This window comes from Roseovarius sp. SCSIO 43702 (assembly GCF_019599045.1).
GTDB lineage: Bacteria > Pseudomonadota > Alphaproteobacteria > Rhodobacterales > Rhodobacteraceae > Roseovarius.
In genome coordinates this window covers 124,320-139,443 of sequence record NZ_CP080623.1, presented here as the reverse complement: position 1 = coordinate 139,443, position 15,124 = coordinate 124,320, and the positions used below count along the sequence as shown (strand labels likewise).

9 protein-coding genes are annotated in these 15,124 nt (G+C 64.8%); 5 read left to right on the top strand and 4 right to left on the bottom strand.

Annotation, left to right across the window (positions count from 1 at the left end; all coding sequences use genetic code 11):
- Nucleotides 1–47: 47 nt before the first annotated feature.
- On the bottom strand, nt 48–5,477 hold the full coding sequence (locus tag K1T73_RS00645) for an alpha-2-macroglobulin family protein (RefSeq protein WP_220602090.1): 5,430 nt from the start codon (nt 5,475–5,477) through the stop codon (nt 48–50).
- A 187-nt stretch (nt 5,478–5,664) separates the two neighbouring features.
- On the opposite strand from K1T73_RS00645, the gene K1T73_RS00640 reads away from it, so the two are divergent.
- Complete coding sequence (locus K1T73_RS00640) at nt 5,665–7,989, top strand: response regulator (RefSeq protein WP_220602089.1); 2,325 nt, start codon at nt 5,665–5,667, stop codon at nt 7,987–7,989.
- A gap of 22 nt (nt 7,990–8,011) precedes the next feature.
- Here the strand turns inward: K1T73_RS00640 and yaaA are convergent, their stop codons facing one another.
- The 3 genes from yaaA to K1T73_RS00625 form a co-directional block, all read right to left on the bottom strand.
- Nucleotides 8,012–8,767: a peroxide stress protein YaaA gene (gene yaaA, locus K1T73_RS00635; RefSeq protein WP_220602088.1), complete on the bottom strand. Its 756-nt coding sequence runs from the start codon at nt 8,765–8,767 to the stop codon at nt 8,012–8,014.
- A gap of 31 nt (nt 8,768–8,798) precedes the next feature.
- On the bottom strand, nt 8,799–10,838 hold the full coding sequence (recQ, locus tag K1T73_RS00630; protein ID WP_220602087.1) for a DNA helicase RecQ: 2,040 nt from the start codon (nt 10,836–10,838) through the stop codon (nt 8,799–8,801).
- A gap of 74 nt (nt 10,839–10,912) precedes the next feature.
- Nucleotides 10,913–11,200 carry a YggT family protein gene (locus K1T73_RS00625; protein WP_220602086.1) on the bottom strand — a complete coding sequence of 96 codons (288 nt, stop codon included), beginning with the start codon at nt 11,198–11,200 and terminating at the stop codon, nt 10,913–10,915.
- A 125-nt stretch (nt 11,201–11,325) separates the two neighbouring features.
- Here K1T73_RS00625 and K1T73_RS00620 point away from each other — a divergent pair, with 125 nt between their 5' ends.
- From K1T73_RS00620 to K1T73_RS00605, 4 genes are all read left to right on the top strand, one after another.
- Nucleotides 11,326–11,868, top strand: coding sequence for an acyl-CoA thioesterase (locus K1T73_RS00620; protein WP_220602085.1), 543 nt, complete (start codon nt 11,326–11,328; stop codon nt 11,866–11,868).
- Between the two features lie 60 nt (nt 11,869–11,928).
- The gene (locus tag K1T73_RS00615; RefSeq protein WP_220602084.1) at nt 11,929–13,296 is read left to right on the top strand and encodes an MFS transporter; all 1,368 of its coding nucleotides are present in this window, start codon (nt 11,929–11,931) and stop codon (nt 13,294–13,296) included.
- Nucleotides 13,293–14,204, top strand: a complete 912-nt coding sequence (gene mepA / locus K1T73_RS00610; protein WP_220602083.1) for a penicillin-insensitive murein endopeptidase — start codon at nt 13,293–13,295, stop codon at nt 14,202–14,204. The genes K1T73_RS00615 and mepA overlap by 4 nt, the downstream gene beginning before the upstream one ends.
- Nucleotides 14,205–14,312: 108 nt before the next feature.
- Complete coding sequence (locus K1T73_RS00605; protein ID WP_220602082.1) at nt 14,313–14,939, top strand: queuosine precursor transporter; 627 nt, start codon at nt 14,313–14,315, stop codon at nt 14,937–14,939.
- Nucleotides 14,940–15,124: the final 185 nt, after the last annotated feature.

Here is a 15,124-nt window from a genome sequence, read left to right as displayed (position 1 = left end):
CGGCGTGGGGAGGTGAAGAGGCCTCCCACGCTGATCCTCTCGCCGGCTTACCGGCGTCCGACGTTCATTCGGCCGGTATCGGTGTGCGCCCGGTACTCGGGGCGATACATATCCTCGACGGTTGCCGCCGGATGATGGAACGTCCCCGGCGACACCGCGCGCACGATATATGCGAGGCGAAACGCCTCATCCCCGCGCCAGTTCACCGCCGCGATGAAGCGGTCCGAGCGGAACTCTGTCGTTTCGGTGGAAACGGTCTTGATCCAGTCGAGCCCGTTCACGTCGCCCGACCGCAGGAGGTTGGGGTTGTCGATCTCGAGCCCCGCTGGCAGCGGATCGTCGATGATGAGCCGCGCCTCGGCATCGTTGGAGGGCCGAACGGTCAGCACCGCGACGAGCCTTGTGCCGCTTTCCACGTTGGCAACCGATGCGGGCTCTCCGTCGAGGTCGAAATAGGCACGCTCGATCATGTAGCCGTAGCCGCTGGCGGGTTCAGGCACGTCGGGCACGCCGATCGTGGTGAGGGTGATGTCGGCCTCGGACGTGCCGGTGTTGCCGATCCGTTTCGGCGTCATCGTCTCCGCGTCGAATCTCGTCACGAGAGATCCGGCCACAGGCGCGTCGTTGAGCGTGAGCTCGGAACTGCCGGGCGTGTCGATGAGCGCATGTGCGGCGAGCAGCGTCCAGGATTGCTCCTGCGTGGACATGTGCGGCCCGGTACGTCCCAGCGCGGTATCGAAGGTCGCGCTGTCGGCCACTTCGCTTCGGGCTTCGGTGATGAGTGCGATGACGCCCGCGCGGTCGCGATAGCGCGTGCCGTAGTCCGAGCGCCAGACCTGGCCCTCGGCCTCGGTGACCTTCGACACTTGATCGAGTGCCGCGCGGAACATGCGGTCGGCCCGTGTCTGATCCCCGTAGGAGGCAAGCGCCGCGCCCAGTTGGGCAAGCGCCAGGGGTGTGCCGAAATCGTTGGCCTTGACGTCGGCATAGTAGCGCAGATCGCCCATCTTGGCCGCGCCTTCGCGGGCCAGAACCATGAGCGCGTAGGCGATATCCTCGCCGCCGTCGTCGAAGTCGGGGGCGTAGTTCACGCGGTTGCGCAGGTTGTCCATCGCCATGGAGAAGGCGCGGTCAGGCACCTCGTGTCCTTCGGCGCGGGCGCGACTGAGAAAGTCCGTGACATAGGCGTCGAGCCAGAAATCCCCCGACGCCGCGCGCCAGAGACCGAAGGCCCCGTTCGAGGATTGGCGGGTCATGATCTGGTTCACGGCGTCGTTGATGCGTTGCTCGATCCGGTCCGCATCGCCAAGGCCGAGGGCCGAGGCGACCTCGTTGAAATAGAGAAGCGGCATCGCCTGGGAGGCGACCTGTTCGGTGCAGCCGTAGGGGTAGCGGTTGAGCGACTGCAGGAGTGACGGCGCGTCGAGCCGCGCGAGGGGGCCGGCGGAGAGAACCGCCTCGGCGGTGCCGGGGCGGAAGCCCGCGAAGACCGCCTCGTCGAGCGTGAAGGTGTCGCCCCCCGCAAGGGAGAAGCGGCGCGTTCTGGACACGGCCGGATCGTTGGCACGCACAGGTAGTGTGAGGGACTTGGTGAGCTGCTGTCCGTCCGGGGTGGTGAGGGCGATGCGGATGGCGTGATCGCCCACCTCGTCCGCCGACACCGGCACGCTGAGCGTGGCCTTTTCCTGATCGCCCAGGTCGATGCCCGATGGCGTTCCGTCGCCGATCATCACCCCATCGGCCGAGATGTCGAGGCCCATGCGCCCCGTGGGACCGTCGGCATGGACGATCTCGAGAAGCATCTCGCTCCGGTCGCCGGGGGCGAGGAAGCGAGGGAGCGATGCGGTCACGACCACCGGATCGCGGATCAGCACATCGGTCTCTGCCTCGCCCACCGCCTTCGGTGTCCACGCGATGGCCATGAGACGCACCGTGCCGTTGAAGTCGGGGATGTCGAAGCTGGCCGATGCCGTGCCATCCGGGCCGATCGTGAGCGGGCCGGTGAAATAGGCCACGAGGTCCTCGGTCGGGGGTGGCGATTCCATGCTCATCCCGCTGTCTTCGCCACCGCCCGACCTGACCTGGCCGGGGGCGCCGTTCATTCCGTCGATGAGGCGGCCATAGAGGTCGCGGATCTCGACGCCGAGGCGCCGCTGGCCGAAATAGTGCGCGGATGGATCGGGCGCGTCGAAGCCGGTGAGGTTGAGGATGCCCACATCGACCGCAGCAAGGGTGACATAGCCTGTCTCGTCCTGCGGCACCCCGCCGACATTGACCGTGGCTTCGAGCGGACCGCGCGGGCGGATCGTGTCGGGCGCGTCGATCGTGACCGAGAGCTTCCTGTCGCCCGGATCGATGCTGGCATAGCTGAGGCCGAGTGCGCGCGCGGGATTCTGATCGGCGGCCACGTTCATCGGACGGATGACCTGGGCCGTGACATAGGCGCCCGCGCCCCAGTCGTCGGTGACGGGCAGGGACACCGTGTTCTCGCCTTCCTGCACCTCGACCGCTTTCATGTCGATCACGCGGTTCGACATCACGGTGACGAGCGCGGTGCCGGCGTAGCGCGGCACGATGCGAAGCTGCGCGGTGTCGCCCGGCGCGTATTTCTCGCGATCAAGCGAGAGTTCCAGCGTGTCGGGCGTCTGCGACGCATCCGCAGGGGCATACCAGCCGGCGTAGAAATCATGCGAGGCCGAAACATAGTCGCCCGAGGTGCTTTCGACGACAAGCTCGTAGCGGCCCCATTCGACCGGGGCCATGACCGTGAGCGGATCGGGCCCGGTCGTGGCCTCGCCGGTCGAGACACGTTCGCGCGTGGTGATCGGCTCCCAGTTCCAGTTGCCGTATTGCTGATACCATTGGTAGCGGGTCATGACGCGGTTGACGGTCCATCTGATCGGCAGCGCCTTCCGGTCGAGGTCGGGCCCGACGGCGATTACCTCGAGCGACGCCTCGGCGCCTTCGGGCACGACGCCGTCAAAGGCCGGCTTGATCCCGATCATCGTTTGCGACGGGGCCAGCATGCGGGTCAGGCGGCGCTCGACCGGGCGGCCCGAGCCCTCGCTCACGCGTATGGTGAGTGTGGCCTCGTGCGGCCGGTCCGCGACCTCGGCCTCGGGCAGCTCGATCTCGGTCACGAGGCGGCCCGCTGCGTCGGTCGGGCCGTCGCCCATGTAGGTCGACACGGGATAGGCCCCCTCGTCGTGGCGGCCGAAGAGGTAGCCCGGAAACGCATCCAGCTCCCGCTTGGCGCGAAGCGTGATCGTTCCTTCGGCGGTCAGGCCGGCACCGGGCGCGCCGAAGAGATAGCGGGCGTCGATGGTGAGCGGCACGACCTCACCGGGACGCAGCGGAGTCTCGGGAAGCGCGAGGTCGAAGTCGATGCGCTCGGGCAGGAAATCCTCGACCAGGACGGTTTCGGTGGCCAGGGGATCGGCGTCCACGTCGGCCTTGATGTCGAGGCGCCATGTGCCGCGCGGCGCGGTGGTCGCGACAGGCAACTCGAAAACATGGCCGCCCGCCGCATCATCGGAGGAAAGATGGCGGGAGTACTCCACCCCGTCGGGCCGCGTCAGGATCGCGGTGAGCGGCAGGCCCGGAACGGCTTCGGCAAGCGCGTCCCGGGCGAGCGCCGTTGCGTGGATCACGTCGCCGGCACGATAGGCGCCGCGGTCGGTGGCGAGGAACACGTCGATCGCGGGCGCGGCAGGGCGACCCTCGACGCCGCGATCGGAAAGATCGAAGGCGGGGTCGGTGAGAGACAGGAACGCGAAATCCTGCTCTCCCTGGCGCGCGAGCACCATGGCCGGCGCCGCGCCGCCCGTGCCACGGGTGAGGCCCGGCTCGAAACGCGCGTGACCGTTGGCGTCGGTGGTGGCCGTGGCAAGCTCCCGGTTCGAGCGCGACAGAAGCGTCAGGGTTATCCCTTCGAGCGCATCAGCGTCGGAAAGACCGCGGGCAAACACATGCAGCCCGTCCGTTCCCGCGAGCGTGGTGAGCCCGAGGTTGGTCAGGACGAACCATTGCGTCGCACCCGGATCGTCGTAGATCGGCACGCCCTTGATGCGGGCGCGGAGGGTGTAGATGCCCGGCTCCATGTCGGCCAGCACGTCGCCCAGGGGCAGGCGCGTCGTCATGGTCTGGTTCAACTCGTTCTGAACCTCACCCGTGCCGGTCCAGACCTTCTCGGCGATATCGTCCTCGAAATACTCCACATCGTATTCCGAAAGCGGCCGGCCGAAGAGATCCTCCTGTATCGCGCGGAGGATATTGCGATCCGAGACGCGATTGAGCGTGAGTTCCACCTTGTCGAGGTTGACCGTCTCGATCGGGAGAGCCGCATCCGCCGCGCGGGGCAGGATATAGGCGCGGCCCGGGAAGTTCACCTTGGGCGAGCGGTCACGGATGTAGAGCGAGATGTCGACATCCTTGGCCAGCTCTTCGCCGCTCGCGGCGGGCATGCCTTCGCGGAAGGTGACGGTGTAGCGTTCGCCATGTTGCACGCCGTCGATGCAAAGCTGGTTCTCGTCTGCCTGCACCACGAGGCCGGAATCGGGCAGCCTGACGAAGGGCGCGTAATCGATGCCGCTTTCGACAAGGGGTTCGGAGAACTCGGCGCAGATACGGGGCGTCGCGGCCTCGTTGTCGGCACGATGTTCGACGATGCGGAAGCCATATTTGCCGATAGCCTCATCAAGCATGGCGAGCACGTCGTCCCGCGGTTGGATATCCTCCGCGAGCCGAAGGGCACGGATCATGTCGCGGCCTTGCCCGTCCTGTTCGAGCGCTTCTGCCAGGACGACCAGCGCGCTCACTTGCGCGGGTGGGCTGAGTGCGCGGAAATAGGCGTTCGTGGAAGCGTTGATGGCGCGGCGGATGTTTTCCCGCCGTTCACTGCTGTTGGAATGCTGCAATGCGAGCGACAGCCGGGCGTAATCGGTCCATTGATCGGCGGTGTCCGAGAGCGAAACCGCGGCTCCCATCCAGCGCATCGCGTTCAGGATGTCGCCCTGCGCCTCCCGGTCACGCGCAGCCTGGAGAAGCTGCTCCTCGGTCCAGTCGCCGGCGGGATGCAGGGTTCCGATGCGAAGCGCGAGGTCACGGACGTTATCCATGGCGTAATCGGTCAGGAAGCCGAGGTCGGCCCGGCGCGCATCGGCCGCCTGCAGCACCGCCGGATCGGTCGGCAGCGCGCGCGCGGAATAGGCGCCTTCGAACGGGACGCGGTCGCTGATGCTGGATTTCGGGAAGCACGCCTTGGATTTCGTGTTGAATGTAAAGGCGGCGCAATCGGCGTTGTTCAAACAGGCGAGGCGGCAGGCATCGTAGGAGGTGTCAAAGATGGATTGCAGGTCGGCGCCGTAGAAATCCATGTTGGGAACGACTGCGAAACGCCGGTCGGGAACGGGAGATTCGGCCGCTGCCGGAAGTGCGAGAATGAGGAGAAGAACTGTGGAGATAAGCCGGCGGAGCATGGCGTCCTCGTAAGATAAAGTCGGAAATGACTTCATCGTGACATGGGAACCCCATCCTGTCCACGATTCCGGGCCGGCTCGAAATCAGTGATGCGTCGCCGGTAGGTCCGCGACGGCGGAGAGAAACGAATTCTTCACCAGGATGCGCGAGGGTGACGCAAAAGGGGAATGGTCGCGGAGCATCGGCATGAACCTTGCCAACAAGCTGGCGGAGGAACGGCGCGGACGACTTGCCGCGGAACGACTGCTCGAGCAGAAGCAGGCGGAGCTTCATGCCGCGAACCGCAAGCTGGGGAAGCATGCGCGCGCCCTGTCGGATGAAATCGTGGAAACCCGCGCAAAGGTGCGCGATGTCGAGGACGAAAACCAGCGCGTGAAGACCGAGCTCACGGTCGCGAACGAGAAGGTCGAAGTGGCCGAGCGGCGTCTGTGGCATTCGATCGAAACGATCCAGGACGGTTTCGCGTTCTTTGATGCGGACGGCCGGATGATCGCCGCGAACCATGCCTACCTGTCGGTCTTCGACGGGCTGAAGGACATCAAGCCGGGCATTTCCTACGTCGAGATCCTGCAATTCGCCACCGAGGAGGGGATCGTCGATATCGGGGATGTATCGCCCGCAGCATGGCGCGAGATGATGCTCGACCGTTGGCAGGGAGAGGAGCAGCCGCCCTGTGTCATCAGGCTCTGGAACGGCCGGTCGATCAAGCTCCTCGACGAACGGGGAACGAGTGGCGACGTGGTGAGCCTCGCGCTCGATATCACCGATACGGTGCGCTACCAGGAGAAGCTGCGCGAGGCCAAACAAAGGGCGGAAGCAGCGAACAGGGCCAAGTCCTCGTTTCTCGCCAACATGAGCCACGAGATACGCACACCGATGAATGGTGTCGTGGGCATGGCGGATCTCCTGCGCGAGACCGAGTTGACCGACGAACAGCGGCTCTATGCCACCACGATAAGGAACTCCGGCGAGGCGCTGCTGGTCATCATCAACGATGTTCTCGATTACTCCAAGATCGAGGCGGAGAAGCTTGTTCTTCATCCCGAACCCTTCGATCTCGAGCGGTGCCTGCATGAAGTGATCATGCTCATGCAGCCCAAGGCGAGGGATCAGGGCGTCGACCTTATGCTCGATTACGACCTGTTTCTGCCGACCCGGCTGATCGGTGATCGGGGGCGCTTGCGGCAGGTCCTGACCAATCTCATCGGCAACGCCGTCAAGTTCACGCAGGAGGGCCATGTGCTGATCCGCGTCGTCGGCGTGGATCGGGACGGGGACATCGCGCGGCTGCATATCTTGGTCGAGGATACCGGCATCGGCATCCCCGCGGACAAGGTCGATCATGTTTTCGGGGAGTTCAACCAAGTGGACGATGCGCAAAGCCGGAAGTTCGAGGGTACGGGGCTTGGTCTTGCGATCTCTCAGAAGCTCGTCAGGCTGATGGATGGCGAGATCTGGTGCGACTCCCGCGAGGGGGCGGGCTCGGTTTTCGGCATCGGGTTGTCGCTTCGGGTGGCGGAACCGGCGCCGCCCGAGCCGGTGTTGCCGGGGCCGGGCGTCTCGACGGTCATGGTCGTCGATGCGAAGGACGCCAACCGGCTCATCCTCGAGCGCCAATTCGGCCAGCTCGGCCTGCGGGTGCTGGGATGTGCTTCTGCGCCCGAAGCGCTCAGGCTGATCGAACAGGACAGAGATGTTGACCTCGTGGTGGCCGATCACGAGATGCCGGGCATGGACGGGTTCGAGCTTGCCGAGGCAATGGCGGAGACGGGGCATGATCTGCCAGTCATCGTGCTGAGCAACTCCAGCAAGGCCTCGGAGGGCGAGCCCGCGATGCGGCACGTCGCGCGCGTGGTTCAGAAACCGATGGCGCGTGCCGAACTCTTCGCGGCGATGGGCGCAGTTTCAGCGCGGCCGACCAAGCGGCGCGACGGTCGTTCCGAAAGCGATGCCGCCCTGGCCACGCAGCTGGTCTTCAGGGCCGCGCCGCGCGACGGCAAGGCGCAGGGCGACGGCGCGCCACCCGGTCATGAGCCCGTGTTTCGGGCCAGCCGCCGACGGCAGCTTCAAGAGCCAGCGACGCCTCGGAGCGCTGAGAAGCGGCGGATGCGTGTCCTCGCGGCCGAGGACAACAAGACTAATCAATTGGTGTTTTCGAAGATGCTCAAGTCGCTCGACGTGGACATCGCTTTTGCCGGAAACGGACGGGAAGCCGTGACGCTTTTCGAGGAAATCGGCCCGGATGTGATCTTCATGGACATCTCGATGCCGGAAATGGATGGCAAGGAGGCGACGAGGGCGATCCGTGCGCTGGAGGCGAAGAGGGGCGGCCATGTGCCGATCGTCGCGATGACGGCGCATGCCATGTCCGGTGATGCGGAGGACATTCTTGCCGCCGGTCTCGACCACTACCTGACGAAGCCCCTGCGCAAGGGGCCGCTCGTGGAACGGATCGAGGCCGCCTGTCCAGTCGATGTCCGCTCTCCCTCCGGCGCGCCGGAGCCCGAGTGACGGGCGGATCAGGTGAACCGGCTCAGCCCGGACGAACGAAGGCGATCCGGTCGCCCTCGGACAGGTCGGCGCGATACTCATAGCCTCCGCTGTCGAAATCCCGCAGTGCATCAGGGTCGGTCAGCCGCTTCTGCACGATGAACCGGGCCATCGCGCCACGGGCGCGCTTGGCATAGAAGCTCACCACCTTGGGCTCGCCGTTCTTCTCTTCCATGAAGACCGGCGTGATGACCCTGAGTTTCAACGCATCGGGCGAGACGGCGCCGAAATACTCCTGGCTCGCGCAGTTGACGAGTGTCTCGGTGCCCAGCTTTTCCGCCTGCGCGTTGAGCGCCTGTGCGAGCGTGTCGCCCCAATAGTCATAGAGCGATTTGCCGCGCGGCGTCTCGAGACGGCTGCCCATCTCGAGCCGATAAGGCTCGATCCGGTCGAGGGGCCGGAGAAGGCCGTAGAGCCCCGAGAGGATGCGAAGGTGGTCCTGCGCCCAAGCCATCTCGTCCTCGTCGAGGGATTTGGCTTCGAGCCCCTGATATGTATCCCCGGCAAAGGCGAGCGCGGCCTGTTTCGTCTCCATCTCGCCGAAATTCGCGAAACGGTCGGCATTGAGCTTGGCGAGATTCTCGCTGATGCCCATCAGCTTTCGAAGACCGTCCGTGTCGAGCTTTCCCGCGATACCGGCCAGTTCCTGCGCGCGCGCGGCGAAGGCGGGTTCGCTTGAGACAAAGCCGGCCGCGGGTTCCATGTCGAGTTTCTTGGCGGGCGAGACGACGATCAGCATGCGATTTCCTTTCGGACCTGTGGCGTCTCACTTAGTCCGCGTCAGCCAGAACGTCCAGAAAGGCGGGGCCGAACCGCTCGGCGCGCCGCTCTCCAAGAATACGAACGAGACCGGCCGTATCGCGCGGCCGGCTGGAGGCGAGCCTGGCCAAGAGAGATGTGGAGCATGTAAGCGGTTTCTCGGTACCCGACTCGCCCTGTCTGAGACTGTTCTGTGCGTCGAGCAGCCGGTCGTAGAGCGTTCCTGCCTCCTTTCCTGCCAGCTTGCGACGGGTCGGGTGGACCTGCTCGGAGGCGCCGGTGATCACGGTGAGGAAGGCGTCGCCATATTGTTCGAGCTTCTTGGCGCCCACGCCCGTTATACCCGCCATCTGGTCGAGCGTGGCGGGTCGGCGTTCGGCCATCTCGATGAGGGTGCGATCGTTGAAGACGATGTAGGCGGGCACGTTCGCGGCCTCGGCCAACGCACGGCGCTTGGCCTTGAGCGCGGAAAGGAGCGGCGCGTCCTCGTCCGAAACAAGCGTCCTGACTGCCGGGCGTGGGGATTTGGAGGCGAGCGTGTCGCGTCGGAGCGTGACGTTTTCCTCATCGCGCAGCACCGGGCGGGCGCCTTCGGTCATCCGAAGGGCGCCATGCCGGTCGGGATCGGGGCGCACGAGGTCAAGACCCATCATCTGCCGGAAGATGCTTTGCCACTCGCCGTGCGGCAGATCGCGGCCAACGCCGAAGGTCGGAAGCCGATCGTGTCCGCGGGCGCGCACCTTTTCGGTATCGTTGCCGGTCAGGATGTCGATCAGGTGGCCGGCGCCGAAATACTCGCCCGTGCGCAGGATTGCCGAAAGCGCCTTGCGCACGGCCTCGGTCCCGTCGAAGAGATCGGGGGGATTGTCGCAAAGGTCGCAATTGCCGCAGGTCGTTTCCGAATCGCCGAAGTAGCGCAGGAGAGTGGCACGCCTGCAGGTCTGGGCCTCGGCCAAGCCGAGAAGCGCGTTGAGCCGGGCGTGATCGGCCATGCGGCGCTCGGGCGGGGCGAGGCCTTCGTCGATCTGGGCGCGGCGCAGGCGAATGTCATCAGGGCCGAAGAGCGTGAGCGTTTCGGCCGGTGCGCCATCGCGTCCGGCGCGGCCGATTTCCTGGTAATAGGCTTCGATCGACTTGGGCAGATCGGCGTGGGCGACCCAGCGAATGTCGGGCTTGTCCACGCCCATGCCGAAAGCCACCGTCGCCACGACGACAAGCCCGTCCTCGGTGTTGAAGCGATGCTCGACCTGGCGGCGGTCGTCAGCCTCCATCCCGCCGTGATAGGCAACGGCATTGTGCCCCCCCTCGCGCAGCGCCTGAGCCAGTGTCTCGGTCTTGGCGCGCGTTCCGCAGTAGACGATGCCGGATTGTCCCTGTCGGGCGGCGGCGAAATTCATGATCTGGCGGCGCGGGCCGTCCTTGGGGGCAAAGGCCAGGTGGAGGTTGGGCCGGTCGAACCCGTGAAGATAGGTGATGGGAGGTTGCCCGTCGAAGAGCTTCTCGACGATCTCGTCGCGTGTTTCGGCGTCGGCCGTGGCCGTGAAGGCGGCGAGGGGCACACCCAGCGCGCGCCGCAATTCACCGATGCGAAGATAGTCGGGCCGGAAGTCATGTCCCCATTGCGAGACGCAGTGCGCCTCGTCCACCGCGATGAGCGAGACGCCCGCCCGGCGGAGCATGCCGAGCGACGATCCCGCGGCAAGCCGCTCGGGTGCGATATAGAGAAGTTTCAGCCGATTTTCGGAAAGCGCGGCCCAGACCGCGTCGGTTTCCTCCTCGGTGTTGCCGGAGGTGAGCGCCCCCGCCTCGACACCCGCCGCGCGCAGGGCGCGGACCTGATCGCGCATGAGCGCGATGAGCGGAGAGATGACGACGGTAACACCCTCGCGCATGAGCGCGGGAAGTTGATAACATAAGGACTTGCCGCCGCCCGTCGGCATGATGGCCAACACGTTCTGGCCCGTGGTGACGGAGTGGACGATCTCCTCCTGTCCGGGACGGAAGGCGTCGAATCCAAACACATCGCGCAAAAGCGTGGCAGCGCCGGGCATTGGGGATCCTGTCAGATTTTCTTTGCTCCTGCTCTGATCAGGACTGTTTCACATCAAGATTCGGTAAACAAGCCTCAGGCGAAACCGAAGATCACCGGAAGGATGTACATCTGGAGTGAAATCACGATGAGAAAGGCGACCAACGGCGCGAGATCCAGCGGGCGCGTGTCGGGCAGGATGCGTCGGATGGGGCCGTAAATGGGCTCGAGCAGGCGATTGAGACCGTACCAGATCTGGGCGACGAATTGCTGGTTGAGGTTCAGGACCTGGAAGCTGATGAGCCAGCTCATGATGACATGGATGAGGATCACCCAGTAGACGACCGACAGGATCAGTTGCAGAGGTCCGTAAATCGCCAGCATCGTTCTTTCCCAAGTTTCGACTGGGCCAGAGGTAAGGCGCGGGTCGGCAAAGCGCAAGCCTGACGCGCGGTCCCGGTTGACGCCGGCGTCAGGTGCGGTAGAGGCTCCAGCGAAGGAGAGTGCCCATGTACCCTTTCATTCGCCTGGTCTGGCAGGTCGTCAAGCATCGCAGGGACGCGCGTCTTCCGCTGACCGGGACGCATGTCTCAACGCATTATTGCCTGCCTTGGGATATCGATCTCTGGTGGGAGCTGAACAACGGGCGAACCCTGACAATTTTCGACCTGGGACGGATCCCGCTTGCCCAGCGTGTCGGCCTGATCGACGTGCTGCGCGAGAAGGGGTGGGGCCTCACGGTGGCCGGATCGGTCGTGAGATACCGGCGGCGGGTGCGGATGTTCGACCGCATCGAAATGCGAAGCCGCGCGACCTGTTGGGACGAGCGGTTCGTCTATGTCGAGCAGTCCATGTGGAAGCGGAACGGCGAATGTTCGAGCCACGCGCTTTTGCGGATGGCCGTGACCGGGAAGAACGGGATCGTGCCGCCCGGCGAGGTGATGGCCGCGCTGGGCCGCGGGGACGAGAGCCCGGAGATGCCCGAATGGATCGCGCGATGGATCGCGGCGGAGGATGCGCGGCCCTGGCCACCCATGCAGGACGCCGACTAACAATGCCTTGCTCCTTCACGTGACCACCTGTCATATCGCACAAGGCAAGCGGGGACGGGCATGGACGAAGCAGCGAGCAGGAAACGCATCTGGGGTTGGTATTTCTTCGACTGGGCGAGCCAGCCCTATCATACGCTCCTCGTCACCTTCGTTTTCGGACCCTTCTTCGCGAGTATCGCCACGGCCCATTATGCCGGAATGGGGCTGAACGAGACACTGGCGGACGCGAAGGCCCAGAGCCTCTGGTCGGGATGCCTCACGATCACGGGGCTCATCATCGGATTCGGCGCGCCCCTGCTGGGCGCGATGGCGGACACCGTCGGCAAACGGCTGCCCTGGATCGTGTTTTTCTCGGCGCTCTACGTGATCGGCGCGTCGGGAATCTGGTGGACCAACCCGGACGGCTCCAACCTCACATGGGCGCTCGTCACCTTCGGAGTGGGGTTCATCGGTGCGGAATACGCGCTCATCTTCATCAACTCGCAGCTTCCCTCTCTGGGCACGCGGGAGGATGTGGGCAAGATCTCGGGGTCGGGCTTCGCGTTCGGTTACGCGGGAGGGCTTCTGTCGCTTCTCATCATGCTGGTCTTCTTCCTCGAACAGCCCACCGGCAAGACATTGGTGGGGCTCGATCCGGCCTTCGGTCTCGATCCCGCGCAGCGCGAGGGTGCGAGATTCGTGGGACCATTCACCGCGCTCTGGTTCGCGGTATTCATGATCCCCTACTTTCTTTGGGTTCCCGATCTTGGCCCCGGCCGCCGTGGGCGAGGGTTCGGCGACGCGCTGCGGCTTCTGAAACGCTCGATCATGAATCTCGGTGCGCGGCGCAGCCTGCTGACCTATCTCGGGTCCTCGATGCTCTACCGCGACGCGCTGAACGGGCTGTACGGGTTCGGGGGCACCTACGCGCTTCTGGTTCTCAACTGGGATATCGTCCGGGTGGGGGTATTCGGTATCGTGGGTGCCCTGTCGGCGGCGGCGTTCAGTTGGATCGGGGGGCGGTTCGACGGTCGCTTCGGTCCGAAGCCCGTCATCATCGGCGCCATTCTCGGCCTGACGATCGTCTGCGTGATCATCGTCTCGATGGATCGGAGCCAGCTTCTCTGGATGCCGCTCGAGGATGGGTCGGGCCTGCCGGATGTCACGTTCCTGATATGCGGCGCACTGATCGGGGGCCTTGGCGGGACCCTCCAGGCGGCGAGCCGGTCGCTCATGGTCCGTCATACCGATCCGGACGCCCCGACCGAGAGCTTCGGCCTTTACGGCCTGTCAGGTCGCGCCACCGCGTTTCTCGCCCCGGCGCTCGTCTGGGCCGCGACGGAGATGAGTGGGAATGCGCGTATAGGGATCACGCCGGTCATCGGGCTTTTCCTGATCGGACTTCTCCTGCTACGCTGGGTCAGGGCAGAGGGAGATCAACCTACATGAAACGGATTCTGGCAATTTGCGCGGTCCTCGCGCTGGCGGCATGCGGCGAGTCCGAAGCGCAGTCCGAGGCGAGCGTCAAGAGCATCGACATTCCCGGCGCGATGCAGAAGGTGCCGGCCAAGCAACTTTTCGGCGCGAGAGCGACCGGGTCACGGCAAGCGCCGGCACCCTATGGCGGATATTCGAAAGGATGCCTTGCCGGTGGTGTGCAGCTTCCGGAGACGGGACCGACATGGCAGGCCATGCGTCTGAGCCGCAACCGCAACTGGGGTCATCCCGAGACGATCGATTTCATCCAGAGGCTTTCGGCCAAGGCGGCGCAACAACCGGGTTGGAACGGGCTTTACATCGGGGATATCAGCCAGCCGAGGGGCGGACCGATGCTGACCGGGCATCGCAGCCACCAGGTCGGTCTCGATATCGACATCTGGATGAGACCGGCGAACCGCCTGAACCTGAGCCGCACCGAGCGCGAGAACCTGTCGTCGATCTCGATGCGCCGGTCCAAGGGCGCGTTTACCAACGGGGACTGGACCCGCGCGCATCACGAGATCATCAAGGCCGCTGCGCAGGATCCGCGAACGGCGCGCATCTTCGTGTTCCCGGGGGCCAAGGTCCGGATGTGCAAGGACGAAACCGGCGATCGGTCCTGGCTCAACAAGATCCGGCCATGGTATGGGCATCACTACCATTTCCACGTCCGGCTGAAATGTCCGCGGGGCGCGCGGGGATGCGTGGACCAATCGCCGCCGCCGCGTGGTGACGGATGCGCAGACGCGCAGCGCTGGGTCAACAACATCCTCAACCCGCCGCCGCCGGATCCCGACGCTCCGAAGCCGAAGCCTCGGGTCGAGTTGACCATGGCGAACCTGCCCAACCAGTGCGTAAGCGTGTTGCAGTCCCCGTAAGCGCGATGCGCGTGAGATATTGACCGGGCAGGCGCGGAGGACTAGACCCCGCCTGCCCCGCAGGCTCGGGGCCAAGTCTCCGCAACCTTGTGAAAACGGAAAAATCTCATGCGATACATGACCGGCATTCTTGCCATGGCCGCCATCGTGGTGGCGTCGAACATCCTGGTTCAGTTCCTGATCCTGGACGGGCTTCTGACCTGGGGGGCGTTCACCTATCCGCTGGCATTCCTGGTCACTGATATCATGAACCGCATCTATGGCGTGGCCGCGGCCCGGCGTGTCGTGCTCGTCGGGTTCGTCGTCGGCGTGCTTTCGAGCCTTGTCGGATCGCAGATCATGCTCGAGCATGGGCCGGCAGTCGCTTTGCGCATCGCTGTGGGATCCGCCACGGCGTTTCTCGTCGCGCAACTTCTGGACGTGGTTATCTTCGACCGGCTACGGGGGGGTGCATGGTGGCGCGCTCCGCTCGTTTCGACCGTCGTGGGGTCGTCGGTGGACACGGCCCTTTTCTTCTCGATCGCCTTCGCGGCCAGCATCACCGTCTTCGGCCCCGACGCCGACGCGGCGATAAACTGGGCGTGGGAGCCGGTGCCGTTCCTGCTGAGTGGCCCGGTGGCACCGCTCTGGATCACCCTCGCGGTCACCGATTGGGGCGTGAAGCTGTGCGTGGGCATCATCTCGCTGATTCCATTTCGCATCATCGTGAGAAAGGTTTCGCATGGTCTTGGGTAAAAACTTTTGACTTCTGCAAAATCTATGGCAGGCTCCTAGATGTGGATAACAACGAGAAAGGAGGTGCCTATGATTATTGGGAAACTGGAGCAGCTGGACAAGGTTACGAGCGAGGTGTCGATCTAGGGGGCAGCCCCTCTTGATCTGATCCTGGCTTCGGGTGCCGAACCGGCCCTGCTTGCCAC

What these genes read in the sequence shown, in the direction of transcription:
- K1T73_RS00645 (WP_220602090.1), bottom strand. Translation starts at nt 5,477, where the DNA reads ATGCTCCGCCGGCTTATCTCCACAGTTCTTCTCCTCATTCTCGCACTT.
- K1T73_RS00640 (WP_220602089.1), top strand. Translation starts at nt 5,665, where the DNA reads ATGAACCTTGCCAACAAGCTGGCGGAGGAACGGCGCGGACGACTTGCC.
- yaaA (WP_220602088.1), bottom strand. Translation starts at nt 8,767, where the DNA reads ATGCTGATCGTCGTCTCGCCCGCCAAGAAACTCGACATGGAACCCGCG.
- recQ (WP_220602087.1), bottom strand. Translation starts at nt 10,838, where the DNA reads ATGCCCGGCGCTGCCACGCTTTTGCGCGATGTGTTTGGATTCGACGCC.
- K1T73_RS00625 (WP_220602086.1), bottom strand. Translation starts at nt 11,200, where the DNA reads ATGCTGGCGATTTACGGACCTCTGCAACTGATCCTGTCGGTCGTCTAC.
- K1T73_RS00620 (WP_220602085.1), top strand. Translation starts at nt 11,326, where the DNA reads ATGTACCCTTTCATTCGCCTGGTCTGGCAGGTCGTCAAGCATCGCAGG.
- K1T73_RS00615 (WP_220602084.1), top strand. Translation starts at nt 11,929, where the DNA reads ATGGACGAAGCAGCGAGCAGGAAACGCATCTGGGGTTGGTATTTCTTC.
- mepA (WP_220602083.1), top strand. Translation starts at nt 13,293, where the DNA reads ATGAAACGGATTCTGGCAATTTGCGCGGTCCTCGCGCTGGCGGCATGC.
- K1T73_RS00605 (WP_220602082.1), top strand. Translation starts at nt 14,313, where the DNA reads ATGCGATACATGACCGGCATTCTTGCCATGGCCGCCATCGTGGTGGCG.